Source organism: Streptomyces sp. NBC_00322 (genome assembly GCF_036147535.1).
Lineage (GTDB): Bacteria > Actinomycetota > Actinomycetes > Streptomycetales > Streptomycetaceae > Streptomyces.
In genome coordinates this window covers 5,433,146-5,452,275 of the sequence record NZ_CP108019.1, presented here as the reverse complement: position 1 = coordinate 5,452,275, position 19,130 = coordinate 5,433,146, and the positions used below count along the sequence as shown (strand labels likewise).

Sequence of the window (19,130 nt, the reverse complement as noted above, 5' to 3'; positions counted from 1 at the left end):
GGGCTGTGTGCCCCGGATGGCGCCAACTGTCACTTCTGCGGGAGAAATCACGCCGCAGAAGTCGACAAATCCGCAGAGTCGTTACTACTGCCCCGTGTTGGGGGTGTCCGAACTGCCGCCGAGCTCCGAGATCAGGTCCGACAGCTTCGAGATGCCGTCACCGATCGCCTCCCAGTAGCTCTTGCCCTGGGCGACCCATCCCTGGAGCGGCGTCAGCTCCCAGATCAGCCAGCCCGCGACGAAGAGCAGGACCAGCGTGAAAAGGCAGCCCTTGAGGCAGCCGAGGCCCGGGATCCGCATCGGGTTGGAGCTGCGCTGGCGCGGCGGCCTCGGCTGACGCGGTGCGGGCTGCTGGGGCGGCGCCTGCGGAGGTGCGTACTGCTGTTGCTGCGGCGGCGGGGCGTACTGCTGCCGCTGAGGCTGTGGGCGCTGAGGCTGTGGGCGCTGCGGCTGAGGCGCGTACTGCTGCTGTTGCGGGTGCATCGGCGGCTGCTGGGGCCGCTGCTGCTGGCGCTGCGGGCGGCGGCGCAGCGGGTCCTGGCTCGGGTCGAGGTACTGGACCTGCGTCTGCTCGTTGCGGTCGCGGGCCGCCTGCAGCTGGGACTGCCAGGGGTGCGGGTCCTCCGGACGCGGCTGGCCCGGCGGGACGGGCGGCATGACCGCGGTCGGGTCGGCGCCCTGCTGCGGGTTGCCGGACTGCGGGTTGCCGGTCTGCTGCATGACGCTGGTCGCCGCGTTGGGGTCGTACGAACCGGCATTGCCCGGCAGGACCTGCGTCGCGTCGGAGGCACCCGGAACCTGCGGGACCTGGGCGGGCGCCGGGTCCGGGGCGAGCAGCGCGGCGACACCGAGCGCGGCCTCGACCTGCGCGGCGGACGAGTGCACGCCGATACCGGCCGCGACCGTGCGCAGCCCGCGGGCCAAGTTCTCGGCGCTGGGCCGCTCGGCGGGCTCCTTGCGCAGACAGCGCTCTATGACCGTCCACAGCGGCTCGGGGACCGTGGTGGGGCGGCGGGGCTCCTCGCTCAGGTGGCGGTGGAGCACTTCGAGCGCGGTGCCACCCGCGAACGGGGGCCTGCCGGTGACCAGTTCGTACAGCAGAATGCCCGCGCCGTAGATGTCGACGGCGGACGTCTGCGGGCGGCCCTCGGCGGACTCCGGCGCGATGTACGCGGGCGTGCCGACGAATTCATGCGTACGGGTCAGGCCCGGGGAGTCCGCGAGGCGCGCGATGCCGAAGTCGGTCAGCATCGGGTGCATCTGGCCGTCGGCGTCGGTCTTGAGCAGGACGTTCGCGGGCTTGAGGTCGCGGTGGACGACGCCGTCGGTGTGGCTGGCGGCGAGCGCGTCCGCGATCTGGGCGGTCAGCAAGGAGGCGGCGACCGGTGTGAGGGGGCCGTTCTCCCGGATGTAGCGGTGCAGGTCGGGGCCGTCGACGAGGTCCATGACCAGCGCGAGGAGATCGCCCTCGACGACCAGGTCGCGGGTGCGCACGATGTTCGGGTGGGTCAGACGGAGCAGGACGGAGCGCTCACGCAGGAAGCGCATCACCACGTCCGCGTCGTTCGCCAGCTCCTCCTTGAGGACCTTGATCGCGACGGTCTCGCCGGGCTGGCCGGCCACGGCCGCCTCGGCGCCTGCGGTCTCGCGCTGGCTCGCTCGCCAGACGGTACCCGTGGCGCCGCGCCCGAGGGGCTCCTCGAGCAGGTACTTGCTGCCTACCGGCCGCACGTCATGTGCTCCCTGCTGATCGTGGTCCTTGCGTGGTCCCGTGGCACTGTGCCCGGCCATGGGTGTCCGACCCACTTTAGTGCCGCCGGACGACGCACCCGCCGGTCGTCACCATCTCCCTCTTACCGTTCCTGTTTCAGTGCCTCTTACGGTTCCGCTTCCGGCGCTGTTCGAAAGAAAGACGTCGGCATCGCACGGATGGTTGCCGAACGTCCGTGCCGCAGACATCACTGTCGTTCCGGAGCAGACCCCAACCAGGCATTTTTACGGCCAGAGCCGAACATTCAAGATCACTTACCGGTGACCCCCGGGCGTGTTGTCAGTGGCAGGTGCGAGGATGCCCTCAGCACGGAGTCGTGAGGGAGGGAGCCTCGCGGCGCGTGCCGACCTGCCGGGTGGGGGATCACAGGGCGGCTCCCCTGCCGGGCACCCCGCGCAGAAGGGATTGCTGACGGCGATGCAGATCCGGCTGACTGTCCTCGCGCCGCGCTGCGGGCAATCCGCGGCCGCGGGACACTCCCCTGCGGGCCAGTCCTCTGCGGGACGCTCCTGCGACGTGCTGATCACCGCGCCTGCCGGGACGGCGCTGGCCGCCGTCGCCTCCGGTCTGGCCGCGGCCGTCTCGGGACCCGACGCCTCGGGCTCCGTCGTGCTGTACGCGGGGCAGGAACGGCTCGACGCGCAGCGCCGCACGCTGGGCGAGCCGCCGCTGGTGGACGGCGCGGTGCTCTCCCTCCAGGTCCCGGGCGAGGCCGATGCGCCGGGTACGGACGCCTCGGCGCAGCTCCATGTGATCGCGGGTCCCGACGCGGGCGGAGTCCATCTGCTGCACGGCGGCCAGATCAGGATCGGCCGCTCCGCGGACGCGGACGTGCCGCTGGACGACCCGGACGTCTCGCGCCTGCACTGCGCGGTCACGGTCGCCGAGGACGGCCGCGTCACGGTCGCGGACCTCGACTCGACGAACGGCACGACGCTGGACGGCACGAGTGTGGGAACGCACCCGGTGCGGCTGCCCGCGGGGGCGCTGTTGCGCCTGGGCGAGTCGACGCTCCGGGTGACCCAGGGCGACCGCGCGCAGTCACTCGCGACGGCGCCGGACGGCGAGGGCCACTTGCGGGTGACGCGACCGGACACTGCGGATGCGGGGCAGGGTGGCAGCGGACTGGCAGGGGCAGGCGGTGCGACCCCGGGCGGGTCCGCACCGGGGGCCCACGGATCCGGCGGTACGGCTCCGGGTGAGTCCGGCGGCGCGGCATCCGGCCGGTCCGGGTATGGCAGCTCCGCTCCGGTCGGCTCCGGGTCGGGCGGGTCCGACAGCTCGCCCTCCAGCTGGTCCGGCGCCGGGGTGTCCGGCACCGGCGGTCCCGGACCGCGGACCCCCAGCTGGGCCCGCCAGGACGGCACCGGCGCCGGCCCGGACGCCGATCCCGCCGGCCACCCCGACCCGCACCGCGTGCCCCCGCAGTACGACCCCACCTCTCCCGTAGCACCGACCGGCGCAGCCCGCGGCAATGCCGGGACGCTCTATACGTACAACCCGGAAAGCACGCACTCCAGGGCGACCGATGCCCCGGACGAGGCTCCCGCGGCCCACAGCCGTACCACCGGGAGGACGCCCCCGCGCGGCACCCGGCTGCCCGAAAGCACTCCGCGAAAGCGCGGCATAGGCGCCTGGGCGCGGCGGCTGGCCGGAGGGCGGGAGGAGCCCGTCGCCGAGCTCCCTCCGCAGCCCGGACCGCCCGTCGCCGCCGCGCCCCTCGTCGAGAGCTGGCCGGACCCCGCCGCGGTTCTGCTCACCGCTCTCGGCCCCGGCCCCCGGCTCTGGGAGCGCGGACCCGCGCACCCCGAGTCGCTCGTCCTGCGGCTCGGCACCGCCGAGCGGGCCGAGCTGCCCTCCGTGCCGGTGACCGTCGCCCTGCGCGAGGCCGGTTCGCTCGGGCTCGCCGGGCCCAGGGCACGGCTGGCCGGACTGGCCCGTTCCGCCGTGGCCCAGCTCGCCGCGCTGCACTCGCCCGTGGATCTGGAGATCGTGCTGATCAGTACGGACCGGGCCCGGAGCGTGGAGGAGCGCAGGGCGGAGTGGGCGTGGCTCGGCTGGTTGCCGCATCTGCGGCCCGCGCACGGCCAGGACTGCCGTCTGCTGCTCGCGTACGACCGGGACCAGGCCACCGCCCGCACCGCCGAACTCACCCGCAGGCTGGACGACGGCCCCCTCGGCCCCGGCTGGCCGAGCGCCGATCGCAGGTCGCTCGCGGATGCCGCCGAGCGGTACGACAGCGCCCGTACGGTCGTCATAGTCGACGGCGACCCGGGATCGGCCGTGCTGCGCGAGACGACGGCCCGGCTGGCCGGAGCGGGCTGGGCCTCGGGGATCCATTTGATCTGTCTGGCCGAGACTCCGGCCGCCTCGCCCCTCTCCCCGGTCGCCGCGACCTACGAGTCGGCGTGCGCGGCCTCGCTCGCGTTCCGCGAGTGCGGGGCGGTCGCCCTGCTCAGCGGTGATGTGGCGACGGCGCTGCGGCTGATGCGTACGACCGAGGGCCGGCCCGTGGGCCATGGCACGGTCGGCGCGGTGGACGCGGTGTCGGCGGCCTGGGCCGAGCGTTTCGGCCGGGCGCTCGCGCCGCTGCGCGCCGAGGGCGGCGGCACGCACCCCGGTAGGGCCACGGCGCTGCCCCGTGCCTCGCGGCTGCTCGACGAGTTGGAGCTGGCCCGCGCCACCCCTGCCTCGCTGATGGCGCGCTGGGCCTCGGCGGGCGACGGCACCGTGGTGCTCGGCGCCGGCCCGCGCGGCCCGCTCGCCGTCGATCTGACCGAGGAGGGCCCGCATCTGCTGATAGAAGGCCCTGCGGGCAGCGGCCGTACGGAGCTGCTGCGCTCCGTGGCCGCCTCGCTCGCCGCCGCGGGCCGCCCCGACCGGCTCGGCCTGCTGCTCGTCGACGGAGCGGGCGGCGAGCGCGGCGAAGGACTCGCGGCCTGTACGGAACTACCGCATGTCACCGAGCACTTGGTGGCCTCGGACCCTGTCCGTATGCGGGTCTTCGCCCAGGCGCTGGGTGCCGAGCTGAAGCGCCGCTCCGAGCTGCTGGGAAGCGTGGGCTTCGCCGAGTGGCACACCCAGCGCGAGCTCGCGGACCGCATGGTGGGCCAGCGCCCGCCGAGCGCCGCCGAGCAGCGCGGTGACCTGGACTCCCCCACCAGCGGGACGCTGCGCTTGCGCCCCGGTGCTCGTACGAAGGCGGAGGGCCCGGCCCCGCTGCCCCGGCTGGTCGTCCTGGTGGACGACTTCGACGCGCTGGTCGCCCCGGCGCTCGGCAGTACGGGACGCCCCGCGGCGGGTTCCGTCGTACGAGCACTGGAGGCCGTGGCCCGAGACGGCGAGCGGCTCGGCATACATCTGGTGGCGACGTCCGCGCGCCCGGACCGCACGGTCGACACGGATCTGGCACAGGGCGCGCGACTGCGCGTCGTGCTGGACGCGCCGCCTGCCGCTCCGGGGCCGGAGGATCCCGCTCCCGGGCGGGGCAGGCTCGGACATCCGGACGGCCGGGTGACGCCGTTCCAGAGCGGCCGGGTGACGGGACGCATTCCGCGTACGGCGACCTCGCGCCCCACTGTCGTACCGCTCGAATGGGAGCGGATGGGTGATCCGCCCGCTCGCCGCCCTGTGCGTGAACTCGGCAACGGTCCAACGGACCTTGCGCTGCTGGCCAGTGCGCTGGAGCGTGCCGCGCGCTCGGTGGATGCCGCGCCCGTGCCTCCGCTCTCACCGGCCCGCCCCTGACCGATGGCGTACTCACGCCATTTGACGTGACATCACGTCACAAGGCCATCACAAAAGCCCTATTGACACCTGACGCGGTATTGCGACGCCCTCTTACCGGGCGTACACCTGTCGGCACGGGAAGGCGTTCGGGAAGGTGTTCGGGAAGGCGCTAGGGCGGGCATCGGGAAGGCGTTCGGGACAGCGCACGGATCGCGCACGGAAGAGACGGGGCAGTGATGCGCACAACTCTTCGTACCGGCAGGGCCGCAGTATTATTCGCCGCCATCGGCGCTCTCGCCATCGCCGGCTGCGGTGACAACAAGGACGACGACAAGACGAAACCGGGCGAGGGCGGCAAGGAACCCGCGGCGAGCGTCCAACTGCCCAAGCTGAACGGCGAGAAGGTGCAGGTCGCCGCGGTCTGGAGCGGACCCGAGCAGGAGAACTTCACCAAGGTCCTCAAGGAGTTCGAGAAGCGCACCGGAGCAACGGTCACCTTTGTGCCCGCGCAGGACCCGATCGTCAACTTCCTCGGTACGAAGATCGCGGGCGGCTCTCCCCCCGATGTGGCGATGCTCCCGCAGGTCGGCGCGATCCAGCAGGCCGTACAGCGCAAGTGGGCCAAGCCTGTCGGTCCCGAGGCCAAGGCGCAGCTGGCGAAGAACTACTCCAAGGGCTGGCAGGATCTCGGCGCGGTGGACGGCACGCAGTACGGCGTGTACTACAAGGCCGCCAACAAGTCCCTGGTCTGGTACAACAACGCGGTCTTCGAGAACGCGGGCGCGAAGGAGCCGAAGACCTGGAAGGACTTCCTGGCGACGGCCGAGACGATCTCCGCGTCGGGCGTCACCCCCGTCTCGGTGGCGGGCGCGGACGGCTGGACGCTCACCGACTGGTTCGAGAACATCTATCTCTCCCAGGCGGGCCCGGAGAAGTACGACCAGCTCGCCCAGCACAAGATCAAGTGGACCGACGCCTCGGTGAAGACCGCGCTGACCACGCTCGGCGAGCTCTTCGGCAAGCCCGCCCTGATCGCGGGCGGCGCGGACGGCGCGCTGCAGACGGAGTTCCCGGCCTCGGTCACCCAGACCTTCAGCGGGGGCGACCAGCCCAAGGGGGCGATGGTCTTCGAGGGCGACTTCGTGACCGTCAACATCGCGCAGACCGAAGCCAAGATCGGTACGGACGCGAAGGTGTTCCCCTTCCCGGCGGTCGGCGCGCTGGCTCCCGTGGTGACGGGCGGCGACGCGGCGGTGGCGCTGAAGGACAGCAAGGGCGCACAGGCGCTGCTGACCTTCCTGGCCTCGCCGGACGCGGCCAAGATCTCGGCCTCTGCCGGCGGATTCCTCTCCCCGAACAAGTCGCTGGACCTGTCCGCGTACCCCGACAATGTGCAGCGGGACATCGCCAAGGCGCTGATCGCGGCTGGCGACGACTTCCGCTTCGACATGTCGGACCAGATGCCGCAGTCGTTCGGCGGCACGCCGGGCAAGGGTGAGTGGAAGGCCCTGCAGGACTTCCTGAAGAACCCGAAGGATGTGGCCGGGGCCCAGCAGAAGCTGGAGTCGGACGCCGCCAAGGCGTACAAGAGCTGACGGGTGAAAACCGCGGCGACCGCGGGGGGTCCGGCGCGTCCGGCTCCCCCCGCCGACAAACGCAAGAGCGTGACAGGCACACGTAAAATCGTCGCGGTCGGCTTTCTGCTGCCCGCGCTGGTGCTGCTGGGCGCGCTCGTCGTCTACCCCATCGGGTACTCCCTCTACCGGTCCTTCTTCGACCAGTCCGGCAGCTCGTTCGCCGGGCTCGACAACTACAAGGAGATCTTCACCGAGGACAGCATCCTGACCGCGGTCAAGAACAACGCGATCTGGGTGGTCGTCGCGCCGACCGTCTCGACGGCACTCGGTCTGATCTTCGCCGTACTCACCGAACGGGTGCGCTGGGGCACGGCGTTCAAGCTGATCGTCTTCATGCCGATGGCGATCTCGATGCTCGCGGCGGGCATCATCTTCCGGCTTGTGTACGAGCAGGATCCGGACCGCGGGGTCGCCAACGCGGTCTGGGTGGGCGTGCATGACACCTTCGCCGAGTCGGCCGGATTCCCCAAGGCGCATCCGCCGGCACTCGCCCCGCTCAAGGGGGGCGGAGGCGGGTCGTTCGTCACCAAGGAGCCGGTGACCGCGGGCCAACAGGTCCAGCTCCCGCTGGTGGGTATCGCGGCCGAGAAGATGCCGTCCGGCGCGAAGCCCGCGACGGCGGCGCAGCCGGACGACGGGAAGATCACCGGCACCGCGTGGCTGGACTTCACCAAGGGCGGCGGCGGCAAGGCGAATGCCATCGACGCGAAGGAGCTCGGCCTCAAGGGCATCAAGGTCGAGGCGGTCAAGGACGGCAAGGTGGTCGCCTCAACGCGGGCGGGCGCGGACGGTACGTTCACACTGCCCGCCTCCGCGGACGGGGCCCAACTGCGGCTGCCCGCCGACAACTTCCGCGAGCCGTACAACGGCGTCAACTGGCTCGGACCCTCGCTCGTCACTCCGGCGATCATCGGCAGCTACGTATGGATGTGGGCGGGCTTCGCGATGGTGCTGATCGCGGCGGGGCTCGCGAGCGTGCCGCGTGAACTGCTCGAAGCGGCGCGGGTGGACGGCGCGAACGAATGGCAGGTCTTCCGCAGGGTCACGGTCCCGCTGCTGGCTCCCGTGCTCGCGGTGGTGCTGGTCACCCTGATGATCAATGTGCTGAAGATCTTCGACCTGGTCTTCATCATCGCGCCCGGGTCCGCGCAGGACGATGCGAATGTCCTTGCGCTCCAGCTCTATCGCTCCTCGTTCGGCACTGACTCGAATCTGGGGCTGGGCAGCGCGATCGCCGTACTCCTGTTGCTGCTGGTGGTCCCGGTGATGCTGTTCAACATCCGGCGCATGCGAAGGGAGGCCCGCCGATGACCACGACCGACGGTGTGGTGAAGGCGAAGCAGTCCCTCCCAGTACGGATCGCGGCGCGCGCGGGCGGTGGCGTGATGCGCGTCTTTCTCGTCCTGGTGGGCCTGTTCTGGCTGCTGCCGACGTTCGGGCTGCTGCTGTCCTCGCTGCGGGGGCCCACTGACATCAGCGCGAGCGGCTGGTGGAAGGTGTTCAGCGCGCCGGCGCAGCTCACGTTCGACAACTACTCACGGCTCCTGGACAACGAGGCGATCACCGACTCCCTGCTGTCCAGCGTCCTGATCACCGTCCCCGCGACCCTGCTGGTGGTGGTGATCGGCTCGCTGGCCGGTTACGCCTTCGCCTGGATGGACTTCCCCGGCCGCGACTGGTGGTTCATCGCGGTGGTCGCCCTCCTGGTGGTCCCGGTCCAGGTCGCGCTGGTTCCGGTCTCCAAACTGTTCGGCTGGCTCGGCATCTTCGAGACGACGGTCGGCGTGATCGTCTTCCATGTGGCGTTCGGGCTCCCCTTCGCGATCTTCCTGCTGAGGAACTTCTTCGCGGAGATCCCGAGGGAACTGCTGGAGGCAGCGAGGCTGGACGGCGCGGGCGAGATCCGCCTGTTCACCCGCGTGGTGATGCCCCTGGGCGGCCCGGCGATCGCGTCGCTGGGCATCTTCCAGTTCCTGTGGGTCTGGAACGACATGCTGGTCGCCCTGATCTTCGCCGACTCGGAGAGCGCGCCGATCACGGTGGCGCTGCAGCGCCAGGTGAGGCAGTTCGGCAACAACATCGACGTGCTGGCGCCGGGGGCCTTCGTCTCGATGATCATCCCGCTTGCGGTGTTCTTCGCGTTCCAGCGGCAGTTCGTGACGGGGGTGATGGCGGGGGCGGTGAAGTGACGTACGGGCTGAACATTCAGCCTCTCCGGCGATCGAGGAGCGGGGTCCGGGGCGGAGCCCCGCCGAGCCCCTGTCAAACCTGAAGCCCCGCCACCGCCGACCTCGCCAGTTCGTCCAGGTATCCCTTCGGCAACCCGCCCCGCACCACCACCAGCCGCCAGTACAGCGGCCCCACGATCAGGTCCAGCGCCCGGTCCGGTTCCGTTCCCTGCGGGAGTTCGCCGCGGGACACCGCCTCGCGGACCACCACCGCCGCCACACCCTGCTGGCTGTCCAGCAGCGCCGCCTTGATCGCGTCCGAGATTTCCGGGTGGCGCGCCGCCTCCACCAGAAGGTCCGGGATGACCTGGGAGGCCACCGGGTGGCGCAGGGCGTGCGAGGCCACTTCCAGCAGCGCCCGTACGTCTCCGTACAGCGAGCCCGTCGCCGGCGCCGGCAGCCCCTGCGAGGCGAAGGCCGAGACCAGGTCGAGCACGAGCGACAGCTTCGACTTCCAGCGCCGGTAGACCGCGGTCTTGCCGACGCCCGCGCGCCGCGCGATCCCTTCGATCGACATCCGGGCGAAGCCGACCGCCGCCAGCTCCTCGAAGACGGCGGCGCGAATCGCATCGGTCACGTCCTCCCGGAGCACTGCGGCTCCCGCGGGGGCGCGTCGTGGGGTTCCAGGGTCCGTGGTCATGCCCGGATCCTACCGTCACGACGACACGGTTGCGTTGCGACGCTGGACCGTCCTACTCTCATCGTAGCGACGATACGGGTCCGTCCCATCGCCAGCGTCCACCCTGCCCCCGTCGAAAGTGGCCGCCCCTGTGAGCACGCAGACGATTGCCCCTCCCCCCTTCGTGGAGGATTTCGGTGAGCTCGCCCTCAGGCACGGGCTGACCGTCAGCGGTGCCCGGCCGACGCTGTCCGACTACGTCCGGCAGCTCTGGTCACGACGCCACTTCATCGGCGCCTTCGCCACCGCCCGCCTCACCGCGCAGTACAGCCGCGCCAAGCTCGGCCAGGTCTGGCAGATCATGACCCCGCTGCTGAACGCGGCGGTCTACTACTTCATCTTCGGCATCCTGCTCCAGACCAGCCGCGGCGTCCCCGACTTCGTCCCGTTCCTGGTCACCGGCGTCTTCATCTGGACCTTCACCTCCAGCTCGATCATGACCGGCAGCGGCGCCATCCGCGGCAACATGGGCCTGGTGCAGGCGCTGCACTTCCCGCGCGCCACCCTGCCCATCTCCTACGTCCTGCTCCAGCTCCAGCAGCTGCTGTTCTCCATGGGCGCGCTGGTCATGATCCTCATGTGCTTCGGGGAGTTCCCCAAGCTCACCTGGCTGCTGGCCGTCCCCGCCCTGATCCTGCAGGCCGTCTTCAACACCGGCTTCTCGTTGATCATGGCGCGGCTGTGCGCCAGGACCCCCGACATCGCCCAGCTGATGCCCTTCGTCCTGCGCACCTGGATGTATGCCTCCGGCGTGATGTGGAGCATCGACAAGGTCCTCAAGGGCGCGCACCTGCCGCATGTCGTGATGGTCGCCCTGGAGTGCAATCCCGCCGCCGTCTTCATCGACCTGATGCGTTTCGCGCTCATCGAGAGCTACACCTCCGCCCAACTGCCCCCGCACGTCTGGGCCGTCGCCCTCGGCTGGGCGCTCCTGTTCGGAGTGGGCGGGTTCATCTACTTCTGGAAGGCAGAGGAGGAGTACGGCCGTGTCTGACTCCCAGGTAATCCCCGCACCCGAGGACATGCGGATGGCCGACGAACGCGTCCCGACCGTCGTCGTCGACAACGTCCACATCAAGTACACGGTCCATGGCGCCCGCGGCGGCAAAGGCAGCGCCACCTCCGCCCTCAGCCGGATCGTCACCCGCAAGAAATCCGCGGGCGTCCGCGAGGTGCATGCCGTGAAGGGCGTCAGCTTCGCGGCGTACAAGGGCGAGGCCGTCGGCCTGATCGGCTCCAACGGCTCCGGCAAGTCGACGCTGTTGAAGGCGATCGCGGGCCTGCTGCCGGCCACCGAGGGCAGGGTCTTCACCCAGGGCCAGCCCTCCCTCCTCGGCGTGAACGCCGCGCTGATGGGCGATCTGACCGGCGAGCGCAACGTCATCCTCGGCGGACTGGCGATGGGCATGACCCGCGAGCAGATCCAGGAGCGGTACGAGCAGATCGTGGACTTCTCGGGGATCAACGAGAAGGGCGACTTCATCTCGCTCCCCATGCGGACGTACTCCTCCGGCATGGGCGCCCGGCTCCGCTTCTCGATCGCCGCAGCCAAGAGCCATGACGTGCTGCTGATCGACGAAGCCCTGTCCACCGGCGACGCGAAGTTCCAGCTCCGCAGCCAGGAGCGCATCACCGAGCTGCGCGAGCAGGCCGGCACGGTCTTTCTGGTGAGCCACAGCAACGGGGCGATCACCCAGACCTGTGACCGGGCGATCTGGCTGGAGTCGGGACGGATGCTCATGGACGGCCCGGCGGCGGAAGTCGTCGCCGCGTACGAGAAGTACAACAACACCAAATAGCCGTAAATTGCCCAATACGCCCTAAACTGCCGGTCGATGACGACCCATCGGATCGGCCCGCCCCTGTCCTCATTCGGCCACTCACCGGTGCCGGGGATCACCCACCTCGGCACCTCCCGCTCCCGTGTCCGCCGCAGGCGCGCCGCCGCGCTCGCCGGCCTCTGGGCGGCCACCCGCGTCGGCATGCTCGGGCTGCTCCTCGTCGACGAGGTCGGCGACAGCGGTCTGGCGGGCGAGGTGCACATCCTCTACCGGCGCTGGTACGAGCAGCTTCGCCAGGGTGCGTTCCCCCTGGACGACGCCACCTGGCAGTACCCGCCAGGCGCCGCCCTCGTCATCCTCGCCCCCGGCGCGCTGCCCTTTCTGACCTACTTCCAGGCCTTCGTCGCCCTCGCCCTCGCCGCCGACGCGGTCATCACGCTCGCGCTCTCCCGGGCCGGTCTGCCCGGCGCCTGGCTGTGGGTGTGCGGACTGCCGCTCCTGCTGCACCTCCCGTACGCGCGCTGCGACGTGCAGGTCACCGCCGTCGCCGTACTCGCCCTGCTGGCCGTGCGCAGGCGCCCACGCATCGCGGGCGGGCTCGCCGGGCTGGGCGCGATGATCAAGGTGTGGCCGCTGCTCACTGTCCTGGGCACGCCCGCGGGCCGTGCAACTCGCGCGGCCTGGCTCTCCGCCGCCGCCGCCACCGTCACCGCGCTGCTCGCCGTCTTTCACGCTCGGCTTCACCCACACCCCGGACTTGCTGCGGCAACAGGGCGCCAGGGGTGTCCAGATCGAGTCCCTCGGCGGGACAGCGCTCCAGCTCGCGCGGAAGACGGGCTGGTCGGGCACGGTCCGCTATCAGTACGGCGCCTTCGAACTCGTCGGCCCGTACGTGCCGAGCATCGCGCGGCTCAGTCTGCTCCTGAGCGTCGCGGCGGTGTGCTGGCTGCTGCTGTGGCGGGCCAGGTCGTGGCGCTGGACACCCGCCACGCCGTTCGACGCCGCGTTCGCCGCCGTACTGCTCTTCACGGTCACGAGCCGGGTCATCGGCCCGCAGTACCTGATCGGGCTGCTGGGTCTGGCCGCGGTCTGCCTGACCTCGCGGCACACCACCCAGCGCCCGGTCGCGCTCCTGATGCTGCCCGCCGCCGCAGCGAGCGCGCTCGCCCACCCCGTGCTGTACGACGACGTGCCGGCGGGCACCCCGGCCGGCCTGCTCGTCATGGTCGTACGCAACGGGCTGCTGCTCGTCGCCGCCCTGCTGTCCTGCCGTCGGCTGTGGGCCGCCACGGCCGCGCGATAGGCTCCCGTCTCGCTGATCGGCAGGGGGGTTGGGATGCGGAACGGGGGCCATGAACCGCTGCGCGCCGACGATCCGAAGGAGATCGCCGGGTATGTGCTCGAAGCACGGATCGGCGAGGGCGGCATGGGCACCGTCTACCTCACCCGCACCGCCGAAGGGCGGCCCCTCGCACTCAAGCTGATCCGCCGCGAGCACGCGCAGAGCGAGAGCTTCCGGCAGCGCTTCGCCCGCGAGGTCGAGGCGGCGCGAAGGGTCCACGGCCACCATGTCGTGCCGGTCGTCGACCATGACGCGCAAGGACCGCGGCCCTGGCTCGCCACCCGTTACGTACCGGGGCTGCCGCTCGACGAGGCGCTGGCCTCGCACGGGCCATTGCCGCTCGCGTGCGTGCTCCGGCTGACCGCCGCCGCGGCACTCGCGCTCGCGGCCGTTCACACCGCCGGAGTCATACACCGCGACGTCAAACCCGGAAATCTGCTGCTCACCGCCGAGGGGCCCACTGCTCGACTTCGGCATCGCGCGCGCCGTCGGGACGGCGTCGCTGACCACCGTCGGACGGATGGTGGGCACGCCCAAGTACATGTCGCCCGAGCATGCGCTCGGCAAGCAACTCACGCCCGCGTCGGACGTATTCACGCTCGGGCTGCTCGCCGCGGAGGCCGCCTCCGGGAGCCATCCGTACGGAGAGGGCGGCGGTCTGGTGGTCGCCACCCGGATCGCGGGCACCGACCGCGAGCCCCCGGATCTCGGCGCACACCCGCCGGCGCTGCGCGAGGTGCTGACGGCCTGCCTCGCCCCCCGGCCCGAGGACCGGCCGAGCGCGGCCGAGGTGGCCGCGCTGTGCGGGCGGGCGGCGGGACGCGACGTACGGGACTTCCGCGGCTGGCTTCCCAAGCCGCTGGCGACGGCGGTGGCGGGCGTCGACCGGGCCGCGCAGGACCCGAGATCCGCGGGCTGGCTGAGCCGGATCCGCCGAACCACCTGAAGAGGGACCGGACCACCTGAAGACGAAGGCGCCCGGCACCGATTCGGTGCCGGGCGCCCACTTACAGCCGTATCAGCTGTGCGTCCGCAGCAGCTGCCGCATCGTCCGCATCGCGACCGACAGATTCGCCAGGTCGAACGTGTCCGAGCCCTGGATCTCCTCCAGCGTCGTACGCGCCCGGCTCAGGATCGCCGCGTTCTTCAGCTCCCACGCCTTGAACCGCTCTTCCGGCGTCGAGGTGCCGTTGCCGACGGTGAGCACGTCCGCCGTCAGAGCGGCATGCGCCGCGTACAGGTCCTCGCGGATGGATGCGCGGGCCATCGACTGCCAGCGGTCGGCCCGCGGCAGCTCTATGATCCGGTCCATCAGCTGGGTGATCCGCAGCCGGTCCGCGAGGTCGTAGTACACCTCGGCGACCGCCATCGGCTCCTTCTTGGTGCGGTCCGCGATCGCGACGATGTCGAGCGTCGGGAAGGCGGAGGAGAACCCGGCGACCCGCAGCGCGAGCTCCTCGGGGACGCCCTCGTCGGTGAGCTCTTCGAGGATGCTCTGGTACCACTCCAGGTCCGCGCCGCGCAGCATCTTCGCCAGCTCGGCCCAGACCTGCTCCACGCGCTCGGCGAAGAAGCCGATGGTGTCGGCGAGCTCCAGCGGCTGCGGCCGGTTGCCGAGCAGCCAGCGCGTGCCGCGCTCGACGAGGCGGCGCGAGTGCAGCCGGATGCGGGTCTGGACGGCGGCCGGGACCTTGTTGTCCAGGGCTTCGACCGCGTCCCACACGGCGTTGAGCCCGAAGATCTCGCGGGCCGCGGTCTGCGCCCGCACGACCTCCTCGATCGACGCGCCCGTCTCTTCGCGCAGCCGGTGCAGGAAGGTCGAACCACCGGTGTTCACCGTGTCGTTGACCAGCACCGTCGTGACGATCTCCCGGCACAGCGCGTGCCCGTCGATCGCGTCGGGGAACCTGTCGCGCAGGGCCTGCGGGAAGTACGCGTGCAGCAGCCGGCGCAGATACGGATCGTCCGGCAGCGCGGTCCCGATCAGCTCGTCCGCCACCGTGATCTTGGTGTAGGCGAGCAGCACGGCCAGCTCGGGCTGGCTGAGCCCCTTGCCGGAGTTGAGCAGCTCACGGATCTGCCGGTCGTTCGGCAGGAACTCCAGGGCCCTGTCCAGGTGCCCGTCCCGGCCGAGGCGCCGCATGAAGCGCTGGTGGGCGTGGAGCAGGGAGGGCGACTGGGCGACGGCGTTGCCGAGGGCGACGTTCTGCGCGTAGTTGTTGCGCAGGACGAGCGCGCCGACCTCGTCGGTCATCTCGGCGAGCAGCTTGTTGCGCTGCTTGACGGTCATGTCGCCGTCCGTCACAAGGCCGTTGAGCAGGATCTTGATGTTCACCTCGTGGTCGGAGGTGTCCACGCCCGCGCTGTTGTCGATGGCGTCGGTGTTGATCTTGCCGCCGCTGCGGTCGAACTCGATCCGGCCCAGCTGGGTCAGACCCAGGTTGCCGCCCTCGCCGACGGCCTTGACCCGCAGGTCTTCGCCGTTGACGCGGATCGCGTCGTTGGCCTTGTCGCCGACGTCCGCGTTGGACTCGGAGGAGGCCTTGACGTACGTACCGATGCCGCCGTTCCACAAGAGGTCCACCGGGGCCTTGAGGATCGCCTTCATCAGCTCGGCGGGCGTCATCTTGGAGATGCCCGTCTCGATGCCGAGGGCAGCGCGCATGTGCGCGTTGACCGGGATCGACTTGGCCGCGCGCGGGTGGATGCCGCCGCCGGCCGACAGCAGCTCCTTGTTGTAGTCGGCCCAGGAGGAGCGGGGCAGCTCGAAGAGCCGGCGGCGCTCGGCGTACGAGGTGGCCGCGTCCGGGTTCGGGTCGATGAAGATGTGCCGGTGGTCGAAGGCCGCGACGAGGCGGATGTGCTCGGAGAGCAGCATGCCGTTGCCGAACACGTCACCGGACATGTCGCCGACACCGACGACCGTGAAGTCCTGGGTCTGGGTGTCGTGGCCGAGCTCGCGGAAGTGCCGCTTGACGGACTCCCAGGCGCCGCGGGCGGTGATGCCCATGGCCTTGTGGTCGTATCCGGCGGAGCCGCCCGATGCGAAGGCGTCGCCGAGCCAGAAGTTGTACGCGACCGCGACCTCGTTGGCGATGTCGGAGAAGGTCGCGGTGCCCTTGTCGGCGGCGACGACGAGGTAGGTGTCGTCCTCGTCGTGGCGTACGACATCGGCGGGCGGCACGACCTCGCCGGCCACCATGTTGTCCGTGATGTCGAGCAGTGCCGAGATGAACACCTTGTAGCTGGCGATGCCCTCGGCAAGCCACGCGTCCCGGTCCACCGACGGGTCGGGCAGCTGCTTGGCGACGAAGCCGCCCTTGGCGCCGACCGGCACGATCACGGTGTTCTTGACCATCTGCGCCTTGACCAGGCCCAGGATCTCCGTACGGAAGTCCTCACGCCGGTCGGACCAGCGCAGACCGCCGCGCGCGACCTTGCCGAAGCGCAGGTGCACACCCTCGACGCGCGGGGAGTAGACCCAGATCTCGTACGCCGGGCGGGGCGCCGGCAGATCCGGGATGGCCTGCGGGTCGAACTTCATCGACACATAGCTGTGGTGCTTGGCGCCCGCCGCCTCCTGGAAGAAGTTCGTGCGCAGCGTCGCCTTGATGAGGGTGAGGAACGACCGCAGGATGCGGTCCTCGTCCAGGCTCGCGACCTGGTCGAGCGCCCCGTCGAGCTCCTCCAGCAGGGCGTCGGTCAGCTCAGTGCTGCCGCGCTGGCGCTCGGGGGACATCCGGGCCTCGAAGAGGGAGACCAGCAGCCGGGTGGTGTGGACGTTGGTACGGAGGGTGTCCTCCATGTAGTCCTGGCTGAAGGTCGCACCGGCCTGGCGCAGGTACTTGGCGTACGCGCGCAGCACCATCGCCTGCCGCCAGTTCAGACCGGCGCGCAGCACGAGGGAGTTGAAGCCGTCGTTCTCCGCCTCGCCGGTCCAGACGGCCGAGAAGGCCTCCTGGAAGCGTTCGCGGGCATCGTCGGCCAGGTAGTCGCCGTTGCCGGTGGCCAGCGGCATGCGCAGACCGAAGTCGTAGATCCACGCGGTCGTACGGTCCGAGCAGCGCAGTTCGTAGGGACGCTCGTCGACGACTTCGACGCCGAGCCGGTTGAGGACCGGCAGAACGGCGGAGAGCGAGACCTGGTCACCCGTGCGGTAGATCTTGAAGCGGCGCTCGCCGGGGCCCGCGCCGACCGGCTCGTAGAGGGAGAGCGCGAAGTCCTTTTCGGAGTGGGCCAGTTGCTCGACGTGGACCAGGTCGGCGACGGCGGCGCGCGGCGAGTGGTCGGCCTTGTAGCCCTCGGGGAAGGCGTGGCCGTAGCGGCGCAGCAGCTCGGCTGCGCGCTCCTCGCCGCACTCGGCGTTGAGCGCCTCGGCGAAGCCGTCGGCCCAGGAGCGGGCGGCCTCGACGAGCCGGGACTCGATGCGGTCCTTGTCGGCGTCGGTGAGGTCGGGGAGATCGGTGCCGGGCTGGACACGGATGACGAAGTGCAGCCGGGACAGCACCGATTCGGTGTGCAGGGCGGTGAAGTCGACCGGCGCGCGGCCGTTCAGCTCCTCCAGCAGGATGTCGGTCAGGCGCAGCCGTACGTCGGTGGTGAAGCGGTCGCGCGGCAGGTAGACGAGGGCGGAGTAGTAGCGGCCGTACTCGTCCTGGCGCAGGTACAGCCGCAGCCTGCGGCGCTCCTGGAGGTAGAGGACGGACGTGACGATGGAACGCAGCTGGTCGACCGGCGTCTGGAACAGCTCGTCGCGCGGGTAGGTCTCCAGGATCTGCAGCAGGTCGCGGCCGTCGTGGCTGTTGGGCGCGAAGCCCGCGCCTTCGAGGACCTCCTGGACCTTGCGGCGGATGACCGGGACGCGGCGCACGGACTCGGTGTACGCGGCCGAGGAGAACAGGCCGAGGAAGCGGCGCTCACCGATGACATTGCCGTTGGCGTCGAACCTCTTCACCCCGATGTAGTCGAGGTAGGAGGGCCGGTGCACGGTCGAGCGGCTGTTGGCCTTCGTCAGCACGAGCAGCTTGTGCTCGCGGGCCTTGGCACGGGCGTCGGCGGGCAGCCGGCTGAAGGAGGGGCTGACGGGGTGCGCCTCGTCGGTGCTGTGCTGGGGGTCGGAGCGCAGAATGCCGAGGCCGGTGCCGGGCACGGCGGCCAGGGCGTCGGTCTCGGTGAGCTCGTACTCCCGGTAGCCGAGGAAGGTGAAGTGGTCGGCGGAGAGCCAGCGCAGCAGTTCACGCGCCTCCTCGACCTCCTGGTCACGCAGATCGTCGGCGGTCGGCTCGCTGGGCAGCTCTTCGGCGATGCGCAGCGCGGCGTCGCGCATCTTCTCCCAGTCCTCGACGGCCTCGCGGACGTCCGAGAGGACCCGCAGCAGATCGGCGGTGATCTGCTTGAGGTCGGACCGGTCGGTCTCGCGGTCGATCTCGACATGGATCCAGGATTCGAGGACCGCGTCGTGCGGCAGGTCCTTGCCGTTCGCCTCGAGGGGCAGAACCTCGATCAGCTTGCCGGTGAGGTCGCGGCGGACCGTGACCTGCGGGTGGATCACGACATGGATGCCGCGGCCCTGGCGGGAGAGTTCGTTGGTGACCGAGTCGACGAGGAAGGGCATGTCGTCGGTGACCACCTCGACCACGGAGTGGCTGCAGGTCCAGCCGTTCTCCTCGACGGTCGGGGTGTGGACCCGCACATTGGCCGTCCCCTGCGGACGGTTCTCGGCGAGCCGGAAGTGGGAAAGTGCCGCGCCGAAGACATCGACCGGGTCCCGGTCGGTCAGGTCCTCCGGAGCGGTGTGCAGGTAGTAGCGCTGGAGGTACCGGAGCACGGTGTCCTGGTCAGGGCCCTTTCCGTGCTCGGCCCCGGTCGGAAGGTGCCCCCCGACCGGGCTGTTCTCAGCAACCCGGGCCGCCCGTGCGAGCAGCTCGGCCTTGGCTTCGTCCAGCTTGGTCTGCATGTCCTCT

At 70.7% G+C, this 19,130-nt stretch carries 10 protein-coding genes and 2 pseudogenes; 9 read left to right on the top strand and 3 right to left on the bottom strand.

The annotated features are described in order from the left end of the window. Nucleotides 1-84: 84 nt before the first annotated feature. A complete protein-coding gene (locus tag OG905_RS24925; RefSeq protein WP_328682581.1) occupies nt 85-1,731 on the bottom strand; it encodes a serine/threonine-protein kinase in 1,647 nt (548 codons plus the stop codon). A gap of 457 nt (nt 1,732-2,188) precedes the next feature. Here OG905_RS24925 and OG905_RS24920 point away from each other — a divergent pair, with 457 nt between their 5' ends. The 4 genes from OG905_RS24920 (at nt 2,189) to OG905_RS24905 (ending at nt 9,326) form a co-directional block, all read left to right on the top strand. Beyond that, the gene (locus tag OG905_RS24920) at nt 2,189-5,518 is read left to right on the top strand and encodes an FHA domain-containing protein (RefSeq protein WP_328677305.1); all 3,330 of its coding nucleotides are present in this window, start codon (nt 2,189-2,191) and stop codon (nt 5,516-5,518) included. Between the two features lie 218 nt (nt 5,519-5,736). Continuing rightward, on the top strand, nt 5,737-7,095 hold the full coding sequence (locus tag OG905_RS24915) for an ABC transporter substrate-binding protein (protein WP_328677303.1): 1,359 nt from the start codon (nt 5,737-5,739) through the stop codon (nt 7,093-7,095). 69 nt (nt 7,096-7,164) lie between these two features. Then, the gene (locus tag OG905_RS24910) at nt 7,165-8,448 is read left to right on the top strand and encodes a carbohydrate ABC transporter permease (protein WP_443043985.1); all 1,284 of its coding nucleotides are present in this window, start codon (nt 7,165-7,167) and stop codon (nt 8,446-8,448) included. Continuing rightward, nucleotides 8,445-9,326 (top strand): carbohydrate ABC transporter permease, encoded by an 882-nt coding sequence (locus tag OG905_RS24905; RefSeq protein ID WP_328677300.1) that lies wholly within the window; start codon nt 8,445-8,447, stop codon nt 9,324-9,326. Before OG905_RS24910 ends, OG905_RS24905 begins: the two co-directional genes overlap by 4 nt. Before the next feature lie 73 nt (nt 9,327-9,399). Here OG905_RS24905 and OG905_RS24900 read toward each other — a convergent pair whose 3' ends face one another. Continuing rightward, nucleotides 9,400-10,005, bottom strand: coding sequence for a TetR/AcrR family transcriptional regulator (locus OG905_RS24900; protein ID WP_328677298.1), 606 nt, complete (start codon nt 10,003-10,005; stop codon nt 9,400-9,402). A gap of 130 nt (nt 10,006-10,135) precedes the next feature. Between OG905_RS24900 and OG905_RS24895 the strand changes: the two genes are divergently transcribed. From OG905_RS24895 to OG905_RS24875, 5 genes and pseudogenes are all read left to right on the top strand, one after another. Beyond that, entirely contained in the window at nt 10,136-11,038 is a 903-nt protein-coding gene (locus OG905_RS24895; RefSeq protein ID WP_328677296.1) for an ABC transporter permease, read from the top strand. 34 nt (nt 11,039-11,072) lie between these two features. After that, complete coding sequence (locus OG905_RS24890; RefSeq protein WP_328682580.1) at nt 11,073-11,843, top strand: ABC transporter ATP-binding protein; 771 nt, start codon at nt 11,073-11,075, stop codon at nt 11,841-11,843. Between the two features lie 36 nt (nt 11,844-11,879). Then, nucleotides 11,880-13,128: pseudogene (locus OG905_RS24885) on the top strand (glycosyltransferase 87 family protein). Between the two features lie 33 nt (nt 13,129-13,161). After that, nucleotides 13,162-13,560, top strand: a pseudogene (locus OG905_RS24880) (protein kinase domain-containing protein); the annotation flags it as partial. 127 nt (nt 13,561-13,687) lie between these two features. Next, nucleotides 13,688-14,113 carry a protein kinase domain-containing protein gene (locus tag OG905_RS24875; RefSeq protein ID WP_328677294.1) on the top strand — a complete coding sequence of 142 codons (426 nt, stop codon included), beginning with the start codon at nt 13,688-13,690 and terminating at the stop codon, nt 14,111-14,113. Nucleotides 14,114-14,185: 72 nt separating this feature from the next. Here OG905_RS24875 and OG905_RS24870 read toward each other — a convergent pair whose 3' ends face one another. Further along, nucleotides 14,186-19,123, bottom strand: coding sequence for an NAD-glutamate dehydrogenase (locus tag OG905_RS24870; protein WP_328677292.1), 4,938 nt, complete (start codon nt 19,121-19,123; stop codon nt 14,186-14,188). Nucleotides 19,124-19,130: the final 7 nt, after the last annotated feature.

Bases quoted from the DNA above. Each gene is read 5' to 3' on its own strand.
- OG905_RS24920 (WP_328677305.1), top strand. From the start codon at position 2,189: ATGCAGATCCGGCTGACTGTCCTCGCGCCGCGCTGCGGGCAATCCGCG.
- OG905_RS24915 (WP_328677303.1), top strand. From the start codon at position 5,737: ATGCGCACAACTCTTCGTACCGGCAGGGCCGCAGTATTATTCGCCGCC.
- OG905_RS24905 (WP_328677300.1), top strand. From the start codon at position 8,445: ATGACCACGACCGACGGTGTGGTGAAGGCGAAGCAGTCCCTCCCAGTA.
- OG905_RS24900 (WP_328677298.1), bottom strand. From the start codon at position 10,005: ATGACCACGGACCCTGGAACCCCACGACGCGCCCCCGCGGGAGCCGCA.
- OG905_RS24890 (WP_328682580.1), top strand. From the start codon at position 11,073: ATGGCCGACGAACGCGTCCCGACCGTCGTCGTCGACAACGTCCACATC.
- OG905_RS24875 (WP_328677294.1), top strand. From the start codon at position 13,688: ATGGTGGGCACGCCCAAGTACATGTCGCCCGAGCATGCGCTCGGCAAG.
- OG905_RS24870 (WP_328677292.1), bottom strand. From the start codon at position 19,123: ATGCAGACCAAGCTGGACGAAGCCAAGGCCGAGCTGCTCGCACGGGCG.